The organism is Asanoa sp. NPDC049475, assembly GCF_040676915.1.
Taxonomy (GTDB): Bacteria; Actinomycetota; Actinomycetes; order Mycobacteriales; family Micromonosporaceae; genus Asanoa.
The window spans coordinates 388,466-400,453 of record NZ_JBFAPY010000007.1; the positions used below are offsets into that span (position 1 = coordinate 388,466).

The window sequence follows — 11,988 nt, forward strand, 5'->3', positions numbered from 1 at the left end:
CTAGGTCGAGGTCCAGTGAGCGAATCGGGCAAACTAGCCAGTCTTGTCGACCTCTCGCTCGGCTGACACTGCTGACGGTACATACGCCATGACTGTTCGATGCCTTAACGCAGGCAGTATCACGAGCGGTCACCTCGGTCAGGAAGGGGCATCGGCCATCAACCTGATCCCGCAGGGCTTCGGCTGTTCCTGCAACGACGGGATAAACCCGGTGCCCGTACCATTCCGCGATGTGATTGGCCCCGCCTGACCGCCCGGCCATTACAGCAGCTCACGAACTGCGGATCGCTTGAGCGCGTCTTCCACGTTGCGCCGAGCAGCTTCGGCAAAAGAATCAGAGACTTCGAATCCGATAGCAGACCGGTCATTTTCGATGGCAACTGTTAGGGCTCGGCCTGTCCCGGCAAAGGGGTCCAACACCAAACCGCCGCGGTCGCAGCTCGACAGGATGCGCGGTTTGATCAACGCCTCTGGAAAGGTTGCGGAGTGACCGTCAGAGCCGGCCCGTACGTTCACGGTCACAACGTCACGTGCGCCCTCTTCGACTTCGTCCATGTCGTACCAGTACGACGCGCGACCTTCTTTGGGCCTCTTAACGAAGTGGTAGAAATGTTCGTGAGCTAGCCTGAGACGGTCGCGTTCGGGTCTAGGGGCCACGTTGGGCTTATGCCAAATGAGATCATTGCGAAGTATCCATCGAGCGGACTGCATTGCGATCGCGAACCGTGCCGGGATCATGAGAAGCTGTTTCTCTTGGCGGTACCCACCCATCGGGGTCCGTCGGCGTTCGCGAGGATTATCACCCATTCCCTGTCGTCCAGAGTATCGAATACTGCTCCAGCGCGCAAAGTACGTGTCGCCGATGTTTATCCACATACTTCCGCGTGGCTTGAGCGCACGCGCTCCTCGTTGGAAGATCTCGACGAGGTGATCGACGAACCACTCGGGGATTGGTTCCATTCCCAGCAAGCCGCCGTGCTCGCGGTACCACTCGTACGTGGGGCTACGCGCCGAATCAGGCTCCTCCGCCATCCATTCGCGGAGAATCTCGGCATTGTGGCTTTGTCCGTAGGTTCGGAGACCCCAGTAAGGCGGAGACGTGATGATCAGGTCAACCGAATCTGGAGCTAGCTCGCCCATCAGGTCGTAGGCGTCGCCACGACGGACCTCCCCGAGGAGGTCGCCACTTGCACTCACGGGATCAACTGTCGCCACAGAGGGAACCTACATGGAGTCGCCGACAGTTTGGTCTGTGGCCCGCCGCGGGTCACACGTCGCGGCTGCGGGTCCGTCGATATGTCCGCGGCCATCGGTGACTGCCCCCAGACCGCGTCGGGACGCGCAGATGGCGCGAGACGTCCTGGTAAACGCGGTCCTCGTCGGCGCTCGGGTTCGCGAGGCTACGACAGCGGATCTCCAACCCCCCAGCGTGGAGGTCCGTTCGGTTAGGCCCCGGCCGTCCGCGACAGCAGCCTCCGGGCGGCCGGGCTGTAACCAAGCCGATTGATCGGTCGATGGCGAGACCGTTGCACGACGGGGGGACGTGGGTTTCCTCGCCACTCGGCCGCCGCCGGCGTCACGCCCGACTTGCGAAGCGGTGACGCGATCCCGTTGCCGAGTCTGATCGAGCCTGAGGAGGATTCGTGAAAGTTGACCACCCGAGCTGGTGTGCTGGCTCTGAGCCGCATGGCGCGGTTCATGCATCGGACGCAACGCAGGCATCGCGCGAGACCGACTTGGTCGATGTGCGCCTCACTCTCATTGACCTTGCTGTTGGCTCAGGTCTACCCGTCATCAAGATCGACTTCTTGGCAGATGACGACGTGGAGTCCCATGTGCTGGCTCTCGACCAGGCTGTTCTGGTCGAGCAAGCCATCCGTTCGTTGGTTGATCAGCATGACAGGTCGGCTGAGAGCCGTCAGGGGTGAAGGCCAGTTGGGCCTGCGCTACAGACGGTGGGTGCGAGGCATGGCTGCAGCGTCTGCAAGGCGGGCCGACGTTACGGCTTGGAATTCCCGGCAGGCCCGCTACCAACGTCTCGTGCCGATGACCAGACGCGCTCGAACGTGGCGAGGTATGTGGCGACCATGCCGTCTAGTCGAAGTCCCTTGAGGTGCAAAACGGGTGCGTGCGCGCCTGGCCGACCATAGACATGAGTGTTAACGAGCAGCTCGTCGTCCGCCCAGTAGATCGAGTTGTAGAGCACCGTGTCATGAAGACGGATCCGTACCTGGGGCTCTTTGGTTAACGCCCGAAAACCGACCAGCGCGGTACGAATGCGCGCGCGCATACCGTCGCCGATGCCTTCCTCGACGCCTCGGCGTGCGACGTGTTCGCTGTCCGGGTCTCCAAGCGCGATTCGCACGCGCACTCCCGCTTGCGCCCTGTCACGGAGGATGTGCGGGACCGATGCGTCCTCGGCCAGGAAGAGAGCGCTGTAGGCGAGCACTCCGATGTCCTGGTTGGCTCTGCCGAGCAGACGCGCCCACGCATCGTTCGGCACCGACGATCGGTGCGGGTAGACGATCCGGACCTCGTCGTCCGCCCTGGCGGGTTCGGTTAAGCGTGGAAGGTCCGGCCAGAGGTCATGTGGCGCCCATCCGGTGAGCCTTGCGAGGGCGTCGCGGTGTCGTGGGTATGGCATCCGGCCTGTCATCCACCGTTGCACGGTCTTCGGGTCGACGCCGAGTTGCGCCGCGGCGTCGGTGGCGTCGAGGCCGGCGCTGCGCAGTGCGCGTGCGAGCGGACCGTTCACGGAGCACATCGTATCGAAGAAGTCCTGAGACGTCCCTACCGTGTGGTTCACCGTCCGCTACGAAACGTGAAGACTCGGGCTGATTCGAGACGACAGGAGCACATCGTGGCGAGCAGCGATCGGGGTGAGGCAGCCGGCGCGCAGACGTCGGTCGACCGGCTCGCGATAGCGCTCGAGGATGTGGGCTTCGACGTTGGCCAGGAGTTCAGCGAGCTCCACGACACGATCGGGCGCCACGGCATCGCGGTCGTCCGTCTAGGCGACATCGGTCCAGCTACCGCCGATCGGCTCGCGCTCGTCTTGTCTCGCGCCGCGGAGCGTGGCATCAGCCTTGCCGAGGAGGCCGACAGGTAGATCCAGCAGACACCCGCGCAATGTGCGCGTCGCTAGCCTGTCTCCGTGGAGGCGGCCGAACGTGCGCGGGACCTTGCGCGCCTTCTGCTGGCCGAGTCGCTGCCTCGTCGGTGGTCGCACAGTCAGGGCGTAGGGCGTAAGGCGGAGTCCGTCGCTCATCTCGTTGGCGATCAGGCTGAGGCGCTGGTGCGGGCTGCCTGGCTACATGACGTGGGCTACGCGCCAGACCTCGTGCGCACTGGGCTACATCAGCTCGATGGCGCCCGTTATCTGCGCGACGTCGCCCAGGTCGACAGCCTCGTGTGCCGCCTTGTCGCCCATCATTCGTGTGCTGCCATCGAGGCGCGCAACCGGGATCTCGCCGAGCAGCTCCTCGCCGAGTTTCCTGAAGTCGATGGGCTGGTTGCGGACGCGCTCACCTACGCGGACATGACCACGAGTCCGGACGGCGATCCGGTCGATGTTGATCGGCGCCTTGAGGAGATCCTTTCCCGCTATGGCAACGGCGATGTCGTCGCAGAGTCGATCCGTGAGGCGAGTCCGAGGATCGTCGGTTCGGTCCAAGCGATACAAGCGCTTGTCAGCGCCACGTAGCGTCAGTCGCGGTCGTCGTCGGCACGCGTTAACGTGCCCTGCTCGTCTCGGGTCCACCGGCGGCCGGCGCTGTCCTGAAACTCGATCTGTACCGGCTCGGGCTCGACGTACGAGCGCAGCCATTCGTGCGGTGCGGGCCGCGTGACCGTCTGGCCCGGCGGCGCCAGTCCAACGAACTCAGAGCCGTGCTCCTCGCCCCCGTGACCGGGCAGCGGCAGCTCGACGTCGTAGATGGGCATGGCGCTCGCGTTGTGGATGTGGAACGCCAGCTCGCGCTTACCGTCCACCGTCCGGACGGCTTCAACCCACGCACTGATCCGCTCGGCTTGCGCGCGGCGCTCGTCCTCGACGCGGGATGCCTCACGCCGCAACTCGCGACGCAGCAGAGAGAGGCCAAGGAGCAGTGCGCCGACCGTGCCAATGGCCGAGAAGACATCCGCAGCGGCGCCGATCGTGTCGCTATCCAATGTGAACCGAGCCAGGCGAGTTGAGGAACTGGTCGATCCTCATCCGCATGGAGCGGTCCATCGGCAGCGATGCCGCGACGCTCGGGGTCGTCCAGCGGACTTCCGTCGATTCGGCGCTCGGCGTCGGTGTGCCTCCGATCGCTCGCGCGGCGAACACGATCGAGCACTCTTGTCTGACCTCGCCGTTGCTGGTGTAGAGCAGGACGTGGCGCGGGTCGGTGTAGATGCCCACGAGGCCGGTGATCTCAACCTGGACGCCTGTTTCCTCCAGCGTCTCGCGCACTGCCGTGTCCGGCAGCGATTCGCCGAGGTCCATCGCGCCGCCTGGCAATGCCCAGTTCTCGTTATCCGACCTGCGAATCAGCAACAAGTCGCCCGCGTCGTTGACGACGACGACGTTCGCGGATGGGACAAGGCTGTTCGCCGTGGGCGCCTGAGGATCGTCGTAGTAGTCGATCCGCCGGCCCATCGCTAGTTGTCCCATTCCAGCGGCTTGGCGCCCATCCAGACGCGCTCGAAGCTTTCCATGTAGGTGGTCACCACGCTGCCGCCCGCGACCGCGCGGAGCTGCAGCACTGGCGCGCTCGATGCCGGAAGGGCGTAGATGTGGGAGTTCACGAGCAACTGGTTGTCCGCGCGATAGATCGAGTTGTAGAGGACGGTGCGGTGCAGCCGGAACTCAATTCCCTCGACATCGCGTAGCGGCCGGTAGAGGGCGATCGCATTCCTGATCCGCGCCGCCTGTAGGTCGTCGACCTCTTCGTCCAAGCCTCTTTGCGCGACGACATCGCTAGCAGGGTCGCCGAGCAGGATCCGCACGCGGGCGCCGTCGTCGGCCTTGCGGCGGAACACGCGCAGGATGCCCGCATCCTCGGGGATGAACAGGCCGCTGAACACCAGGACGCCGATCTCATCTTCGGCCGTGTCGAAGAAGTTCCGCCAGAGATCCGTGGGCACCGTCCAGCGGTGCGGGAAGATGTTGATGATCTCGCTCTCGCTGGCGTTCGCGACCTGGTCGCGGGTCAGGGCGTCGGGCCATAGGTACGCCTCGTCCACCCCGAGATGCGCCGCGACCGCGTACCGATGACGTCGGTACGGCGTGCGGCCGTTGACCCACCGCTCGACGCTCTTCGGATCGACGTTCAGCGTGGTCGCCAGATCGAAGGGCGTGACGCCACGTTCGAGCATCGCGGTGCGTAGTCGATCGTTCGCCATCGTCTCCCCAGTCAAGACGTCTTGCGACCGCACCACCCTAGGCGAGACATCTCTGACACGTCCAGCCACGACCTGACTACGTCCCGTCCACTCCCCGCACTCTCGATGGCAGCCGATGCGACCGACGCATTCGGCACCACCCGAGAGGAGGGGATCAACGATCACACCAGACAGCAAGGCCCCGGAACCGATCTGCCCCTGCGGTGCCCAGCTCGACGCCGAGCACCCGACCCTGTGCCGCAAATGCGTTGCCCGCCAGCGCTGGAACCGGCGGCACCAACCGCGCCTGAGTAACGGCGACCTCGACCGCGCCAGCCGACTACGGCGCCGCCGGTCCGGCCGCCGCGAATCCCACGGCGGCACACGGTGACCATCGCCGTATCAGCAGTGCTTCTGCTCGGCGTCTTCGTCTACCTGCTCTGGCGGTACGCCCGGCTCCCGCTCTGGCAGGCCGCGATCTGCGCCGCGTTCGGCTACTTCCTCGCGTCATCCTCGATCGGCCCCGAGATCGGGAACGGCCTGCGGTCCCTGGCCCGGTTCATCGCCGGGCTGGACCTCTGACGTGGGCCGCCATGTCGACACCGCGCAGCGCGACGGATGGGTGATGGGCGGCATGGCCATCGCCGCCGCGTCCGCCGCCATCGCGAGCTTCGCCGGGCTGCGCGGGCTGGCCGAGGTCGCCGGCTGGCCCGACCGGCTCGCCTGGCTCCTGCCGATCACCATCGACGCCTATGCCATGACGTCGGCGCGCGTCTGGCTCGCCGGACCGTCGAACGCCGGACGGGCGCAGCGCTTCGCACGGGCGAACGCTATCGGCGCCATCAGTACGAGCATCGTCGGCAATGCCGGATACCACCTGGTTGCTGCGGGACTGCTGACGATCTCGTGGCCGATCGTCGTCCTCGTCGGCGCGGTGCCTGCGGCAGTCCTCGGCCTAACCGCCCACCTGCACGCCCTGCGAGCGATCCGCGGCACGGCGACGGGCGCGCAGGACCGTCCCGAGTCCCGGACCGAGTCCCGTCCCCGCAGGCGACCGGGCCGACCCGGGCCACGGACCGATGAAGCACTCATGAAGGCCGCGCGGGAGGCCGACGTCCGATACCGCGCCGCTCACGACGGCCGACCGATCACCCGCGACGCGCTGCGCTCGACGCTCCACATCGCCGGACCGAAAGCGACCGAGATCCGTCGTCGCCTCGCCGCCGAGGCCACCGGAACCACCGACCGGAAGGAGGCTCAGACCAACCGATGACCACGCCGTACGTGCCACGACCCACCGTCGACCCGGAGGCCATCACTGCTCACCTGCACGCCGCACGGACCCGCCTGACGCCAACCCAAATCTGGACCGCCATCGCAGACATCCCGGTCCTGCTCGCCGAGCTCGACCGGCTCGCCTCCCTCCTGTCCCGCGCCCGGTGGGACTTCGCCGACCTGCTCGCCGCCGCCCGCGCCACGCTCGACGCCGACAAAGACGGTGACGCCGACCCGCTCGCCTATCTCCGCGACCAGGTCGCCGAGCACAAGCCGTGGGTGCCCGACGCGAATATCGGCCGATGAGGGCATACGGACGGCGGCACCGTCGCTGGAGCCGTCGCAACCCCCAGCCGCTACTCCTCGTGCCGGACGAGCCGCTCTTCCTCATCGCGATCGCCGCGATCGGACGTGGCCTGTTCCGCTACCGCTCCGAACTCGCGCCGCTGACAAGCGCGCTGGGTCTCGGAATCGCCTCGGTGTGGCTGCACCACGCGCACGCCGACTCGTGGCCGTGGGTCTCGCTGGCAACCGTCGCGGCGTCGCTCGCTGCCGGGCTGCTCGGTCTGCCGTGGGGCATCAAACGCACCGAGGAACGCATCTACGCGGCCATCGCGAGTGCCGCCGCTGGCGCATGGCTCAGCGCAGCGACCGCGTACGGCCCGGCTCGTGGACCGCTTTTCATGGTCCTCGTCCTCGGCACCATCGTGCTCGCCGTGCCCTGGTGGACGCACCGGCGCCGCCGCGCCCGTGCGAAGGTCGACCGGGTCATCCACGCCTGGCCCGACATCGCGGAGGCGATCGGCCTCACGGGCTCGCGCATCCGGTCGGCCGTGGTCGACACGTGGGGCTGGCGCGCCCGGATGTCGCTGCGACCCGGTCAGACCGTCGCGGACGTTATTGCTCACGTCCCCGCGATTGAATCCGCACTCGGCACCCGACCCGGTGCGGTCCGCGTCGAGCAGGATCCGGCGCACGCTGGCCGGTTTGTGATGCGCGTGCTCGCCGCCGACCCGCACGCCGGCGCCATCCCGTGGCCCGGCCCTACCGCCCGATCCCTCGCCGACCCGATCGAACTCGGCGTTTTCGAAGACGCGACCACCGTCCGCGTCCCGCTTCAGCGGCGCCACGCCCTGATCGGCGGCACGACCGACTCCGGCAAGAGCGGCGTACTGAACGTCATCCTCGGCAATCTCGCCGCGTGTCAGGACGTGGTCCTGTGGGGCATCGACCTCAAGGGAGGCATGGAGCTACGTCCGTGGGCGCCGTGCCTCGCGCGGCTGGCGACCACGCCAGCCGAGGCGACCCGCCTCCTGGCCGATGCCGTCGCTGTGCTCGAAGCACGCGCCCACGCATCCAGCCGGGACAACAGCCGCGTGTGGCAGCCCACCGCGGCGGCACCGGCGCTCGTGATCGTGATCGACGAGTACGCCGAGCTTGCCGACACCGCCCCGGAGGCCGTCGCGCACGCCGAGTCCATCGCCCGACGCGGACGGGCCGTCGCCGTCGACCTGCTCGCCGCAACCCAACGCCCGACGCAGAAGGCCATGGGAGGCGGAGCGCTGCGCTCGCAGATGAGCGTCCGCGTCTGCCTACGGGTCCGGGAACGCCGGGACGTCGATCTCATCCTCGACAAGGGCTTGCTGGCCGCTGGCTGGCACGCTCACACCCTCGACGCTCCCGGCAAGTTCTACCTGCTTGCCGATGGCCACACTCAGCCGCGCCGCGCGCGTGCCTACCTGGTCACCGACGACCACGTCAGCGCGACGGCCGCGCGTTACGCCAGCAGGCGCCCCGACCTCGATCCGCTCTCCCAACCAGCGATCGACCACACCACGACGCCGATCGAGCCGAGCGAGATCATCGACCCGCACTCGACCGAGGACCCGGACCGGACGCTGCTGTTGGCACTGGACCGGGCGCCGGATGACGGCCTCACCGTGCCGGAGCTGATGAGGATCACCGGCATGCGCCGCACGTGGGTCTACGACCGGCTCCAGGTCCACGCGGCCGCCGGCCGTGCCCGCCAGGTCGCCCGCGGCCGCTGGCGCGCCTGACCCGATCGTCCGCCCGGACGTCCGTCCGCTCGCGCGCGTCTGCGCAGATCAGCGCGCGGACGGGCGGCCGGACGGACAACGAGACGCACAAAGCGACGACACAAGCGGAAGGAGGTGAGCCACGATCACTGCCAACGGAGACACGACAGACGAGGGGAGGCAACATGAGAGGCGCGTCGTAGACGTGCCGAGCACCGAAGAGATCCGCCGCTTCAAGGCCACAGTAGACGTTCCGACTGCGGGTCGATGCTGGGGACTCGGGCGCGATGCGTCCTACGCACTCGCGCGAACGCGCCAGTTTCCCGTTCCCGTGCTGGAGCTGGGCGGCCGGCTACGCGTAACCCGCGCCTCAATCATGCGGGCGCTCGGCATCCCGGAGCAACCGGCCGCCTGACATCCACCTGACAACGCCGAGTTGACGCAGCTCAAGAGATCGGCGTCCGATCCCTGATCAGAAGGTTGAGGTGTACCCACACCTGAGCGTACGGTGTGGGTACACCTCATACATCGAAAGGAGCAAATTACCTTGGCAAAGACGTGGTACAGACCAGCGCCCCGCCAGAAGGGGGTGTACCAGCGCTGCACCGACGCGTGCCCGCCCAAGGGCGAACGCTGCCGGACGCACATGTTCTCGTGGCGGTTCGAGGCATCGGCCGGCGCCAACGGCAAGCGGCGCCAGTTCGGCAGGGACGGCTACAAGAGCGTCAAGGACGCGGCCGAAGCTCGCGCCGAGACAGTCCGTCGGCACGCGACCGGCACACTCCCGAGCGACACCAAGAAGACGCTCGGCGAGTGGCTGCCCGAATGGCTCGCCGGCAAGATCAAGCGCGACGAGATCGAGGACACCACGGCGCGCGGCTACGCCGACAACATCAAAAACCATCTCGTCCCGAAGCTCGGCCATCGCAAGCTCGCCGAGCTGCGCGGGCTGGACGTCACCCGCGCGTACGCGGAGATCCAGCGCGAGCGGCGCGAGGAGATCGCGGCGGCCGAGGCCAAAAACAAGATCCACAAAGAGGAGGCCGAGCGGATCAACGCGAAGCGGAAAGCGGCCGGCAAGATCCGCATGGTCGCACCGAAGCGGGTCGCGGTCCCGCGCCCGATCTCGTCCGCGAGCGTCGCCCGCATCCACGCCTGCCTGTCCGGAGCGCTCAAGAGCGCCGTCAAGGCGGGACTCATTCCGCGCAACGTCGCCATGGATGCCGAACTGCCGCGCGTCGACCGGCACAAGGTCACGCCGCCGGAGCCAGAGCAGTACGCGGGCCTCCTGGACCGGATCGTCAACGAGCGGCTGTTCCCGCTCGTGGTCGTCGCCGGCTACTCCGGTCTCCGCCGAGGCGAACTCTCCGGTCTCAAGTGGGAGGACGTCAGCCTCAAGACGGGTCGCCTCGTCGTGCGGCGCCACCGAGTCAGCGTCGGCTACCAGGTGGTCGAACGGGAGGCCAAGACGGAGGCGGGTCAGGACCGGGTCGTCTATCTCGACGCCGACGCGCGCAAAGACCTGTCCGCCTGGCGTGCGAAGCAGGCCAAGGAGCGCCTCAAGTGGGGCGCTGACTACCACGACGCGGGCTACATCTTCACGAAGGAGGACGGCACGCCGTACCACCCCGACTACATCACCAAGGTCGTCTCGCGACTGCTGAGAAGAGCCAACATCCCGGCGGCAAAGCTGCACGCGCTCCGCCACTTCCGCGCCGCCTGGTTGATCTCCATGGGCACAGACATCGCGGTCGTGAGCAAGACGCTCGGCCACAAGTCCATCGCGATCACGAGCGACATCTACGGCTCGCTCCAGGAGCAGGCCGCAATGGATCTTGCCAAGAAAACCCGAGGCTACGTGGCCCGCGGCCGGACAGCCTGACCGACCCTGACAACGCCCTGACAATCCAGCCCTAAACGATCTCTAGACCGCACGAAGAGCCACAGAAAGCAAAACGCCCACCGCGCGTTTCCGCTGGTGGACGCTGCTGTAGCCCGGCGAAAGGCTATGTGGCCAGGGGCGGGGTCGAACCGCCGACCTTCCGATTTTCAGTCGGACGCTCGTACCAACTGAGCTACCTGGCCGTGGCACTGAAACGCGGTCCTGACGGGACTTGAACCCGCGACCTCCGCCTTGACAGGGCGGCGAGCACTCCAACTGCTCCACAGGACCTTGCTCTTGCGCCCCGGCCGAAGCCGGGGGTGTAACCGTGCCCCCAACGGGATTCGAACCCGTGCTACCGCCTTGAAAGGGCGGCGTCCTGGGCCGCTAGACGATGAGGGCGGCCCCGCAATCATCGCACATGTGGATCCAGGCGCGAATCTGCGGCAGTGCTCCCATCCGGCCCCGCCGGAGGCTTCGAAAGCATACGCGATCCTGTACTCCCTCTCCAAACCGGTACCACCGGTACCGCAAACCGGCACAAACCCCACCGGGTCAGAGCGGGGTCAGAGCGGGGTCAGCGCAGCGGCGCGATGCCGAAGCGGCTTTTCAAGTTTTTGATCACGTTTGGGCAGGCCGCGAGCGTGCCGTTCCGGTCGCCCCCGCCGTCGTGCATCAGGATGATCGAGCCGGACCGGGCGCCGCCGATCACCCTGGACTTGATCAGTTTCGCGTCCTTGGTGTCCCAGTCGCGGGGGTCGACGTCCCAGTCCAGCGGCAGCATCCCGAGCGACCGGGCGACCTTGACCGCGTTGGCGGTCCACTTGCCGCCCGGGTGCCGGAAGTAGCTGATCTTCACGCCGGGCACCGCCTTGCGGATCTCGCGGTTGGTCCGCTCCAGGTTGGCCTTGATCACCTCGGGCTTCTTGGTGCCCAGGTCAAGCTCGTGGTGCCAGGTGTGGTTGCACAGCGTGTGCCCCTCGCGGACGATCCGCCGCACGAGCTCGGGGTGCTTCCTGACCTCCGTGCCGACCAGGCAGAACGTGGCCTTCACGCGGGCCGCCTCGAGCTGGTCGAGCACCTTGGGTGTCCACACCGGATGCGGACCGTCGTCGAAGGTGAGCGCCACCGTCTTGCGGCCGGTCAGCTTGAGGCTGCCGAACGGTCCGCTGCCCGCCCGCTTCGCCGGCGGCGGCTTCGGGGCCGCGACCTGCCGTGGCTCAGGCGACGGCGTCGGCGTGGGCATCGGTGACGCCGTCGGTGACGTGGGGCTGGCGGGCACACTGGTCCGCTGGTTGGCGAGCACTGTCGACCTGTTGGTCACCCAACGCGAGCCCACCAGCAGCGTGAGGACGACCAGCGCGGTGGCGACCGCGAGGCGTCTCGTCATCGTCGACTCCCGGGGCGGGAGCGAGGGCGTGCTCCCAAGGG

14 protein-coding genes and 3 tRNA genes are annotated in these 11,988 nt (G+C 67.3%); 8 read left to right on the forward strand and 9 right to left on the reverse strand.

Features of this window, described 5'->3' with window-relative positions; all coding sequences use genetic code 11:
• Window positions 1-261: 261 nt before the first annotated feature.
• The gene (locus AB0J88_RS29125; protein ID WP_364350011.1) at window positions 262-1,215 is read right to left on the reverse strand and encodes a site-specific DNA-methyltransferase; all 954 of its coding nucleotides are present in this window, start codon (window positions 1,213-1,215) and stop codon (window positions 262-264) included.
• A gap of 428 nt (window positions 1,216-1,643) precedes the next feature.
• Here AB0J88_RS29125 and AB0J88_RS29130 point away from each other — a divergent pair, with 428 nt between their 5' ends.
• On the forward strand, window positions 1,644-1,928 hold the full coding sequence (locus AB0J88_RS29130; RefSeq protein WP_364350008.1) for a hypothetical protein: 285 nt from the start codon (window positions 1,644-1,646) through the stop codon (window positions 1,926-1,928).
• A gap of 71 nt (window positions 1,929-1,999) precedes the next feature.
• Here the strand turns inward: AB0J88_RS29130 and AB0J88_RS29135 are convergent, their stop codons facing one another.
• The gene (locus tag AB0J88_RS29135) at window positions 2,000-2,755 is read right to left on the reverse strand and encodes an XRE family transcriptional regulator (protein ID WP_364350005.1); all 756 of its coding nucleotides are present in this window, start codon (window positions 2,753-2,755) and stop codon (window positions 2,000-2,002) included.
• Between the two features lie 105 nt (window positions 2,756-2,860).
• Between AB0J88_RS29135 and AB0J88_RS29140 the strand changes: the two genes are divergently transcribed.
• Entirely contained in the window at window positions 2,861-3,109 is a 249-nt protein-coding gene (locus tag AB0J88_RS29140; protein WP_364350002.1) for a hypothetical protein, read from the forward strand.
• Between the two features lie 45 nt (window positions 3,110-3,154).
• Window positions 3,155-3,703: an HD domain-containing protein gene (locus AB0J88_RS29145; RefSeq protein ID WP_364349999.1), complete on the forward strand. Its 549-nt coding sequence runs from the start codon at window positions 3,155-3,157 to the stop codon at window positions 3,701-3,703.
• A 2-nt stretch (window positions 3,704-3,705) separates the two neighbouring features.
• Here AB0J88_RS29145 and AB0J88_RS29150 read toward each other — a convergent pair whose 3' ends face one another.
• Genes AB0J88_RS29150 through AB0J88_RS29160 form a run of 3 tightly spaced genes read right to left on the reverse strand, consistent with a single transcriptional unit; the run spans window position 3,706 to window position 5,385 of the window.
• On the reverse strand, window positions 3,706-4,170 hold the full coding sequence (locus tag AB0J88_RS29150) for a hypothetical protein (RefSeq protein WP_364349996.1): 465 nt from the start codon (window positions 4,168-4,170) through the stop codon (window positions 3,706-3,708).
• The gene (locus AB0J88_RS29155) at window positions 4,163-4,639 is read right to left on the reverse strand and encodes an NUDIX domain-containing protein (protein WP_364349993.1); all 477 of its coding nucleotides are present in this window, start codon (window positions 4,637-4,639) and stop codon (window positions 4,163-4,165) included. The genes AB0J88_RS29150 and AB0J88_RS29155 overlap by 8 nt, the downstream gene beginning before the upstream one ends.
• A 2-nt stretch (window positions 4,640-4,641) precedes the next feature.
• On the reverse strand, window positions 4,642-5,385 hold the full coding sequence (locus AB0J88_RS29160) for an XRE family transcriptional regulator (protein WP_364349990.1): 744 nt from the start codon (window positions 5,383-5,385) through the stop codon (window positions 4,642-4,644).
• A 366-nt stretch (window positions 5,386-5,751) separates the two neighbouring features.
• On the opposite strand from AB0J88_RS29160, the gene AB0J88_RS29165 reads away from it, so the two are divergent.
• The 5 genes from AB0J88_RS29165 (at window position 5,752) to AB0J88_RS29185 (ending at window position 10,557) form a co-directional block, all read left to right on the forward strand.
• On the forward strand, window positions 5,752-5,946 hold the full coding sequence (locus tag AB0J88_RS29165; RefSeq protein ID WP_364349988.1) for a hypothetical protein: 195 nt from the start codon (window positions 5,752-5,754) through the stop codon (window positions 5,944-5,946).
• A gap of 52 nt (window positions 5,947-5,998) precedes the next feature.
• Complete coding sequence (locus AB0J88_RS29170; RefSeq protein ID WP_364349985.1) at window positions 5,999-6,637, forward strand: DUF2637 domain-containing protein; 639 nt, start codon at window positions 5,999-6,001, stop codon at window positions 6,635-6,637.
• Entirely contained in the window at window positions 6,634-6,945 is a 312-nt protein-coding gene (locus AB0J88_RS29175) for a hypothetical protein (protein ID WP_364349982.1), read from the forward strand. The genes AB0J88_RS29170 and AB0J88_RS29175 overlap by 4 nt, the downstream gene beginning before the upstream one ends.
• Window positions 6,942-8,696 carry an FtsK/SpoIIIE domain-containing protein gene (locus AB0J88_RS29180; RefSeq protein ID WP_364349979.1) on the forward strand — a complete coding sequence of 585 codons (1,755 nt, stop codon included), beginning with the start codon at window positions 6,942-6,944 and terminating at the stop codon, window positions 8,694-8,696. Before AB0J88_RS29175 ends, AB0J88_RS29180 begins: the two co-directional genes overlap by 4 nt.
• Before the next feature lie 487 nt (window positions 8,697-9,183).
• The gene (locus tag AB0J88_RS29185) at window positions 9,184-10,557 is read left to right on the forward strand and encodes a tyrosine-type recombinase/integrase (RefSeq protein ID WP_364349976.1); all 1,374 of its coding nucleotides are present in this window, start codon (window positions 9,184-9,186) and stop codon (window positions 10,555-10,557) included.
• A 129-nt stretch (window positions 10,558-10,686) separates the two neighbouring features.
• On the opposite strand, the gene AB0J88_RS29190 is transcribed toward AB0J88_RS29185, so the two are convergent.
• The 4 genes from AB0J88_RS29190 to AB0J88_RS29205 form a co-directional block, all read right to left on the reverse strand.
• Window positions 10,687-10,760, reverse strand: a tRNA-Phe gene (locus AB0J88_RS29190).
• Between the two features lie 14 nt (window positions 10,761-10,774).
• Window positions 10,775-10,848 (reverse strand) — tRNA-Asp (locus AB0J88_RS29195).
• A gap of 38 nt (window positions 10,849-10,886) precedes the next feature.
• Window positions 10,887-10,959: transfer RNA gene (locus AB0J88_RS29200), tRNA-Glu, on the reverse strand.
• Between the two features lie 175 nt (window positions 10,960-11,134).
• Complete coding sequence (locus tag AB0J88_RS29205) at window positions 11,135-11,947, reverse strand: polysaccharide deacetylase family protein (RefSeq protein WP_364349973.1); 813 nt, start codon at window positions 11,945-11,947, stop codon at window positions 11,135-11,137.
• Between the last annotated feature and the right edge of the window lie 41 nt (window positions 11,948-11,988).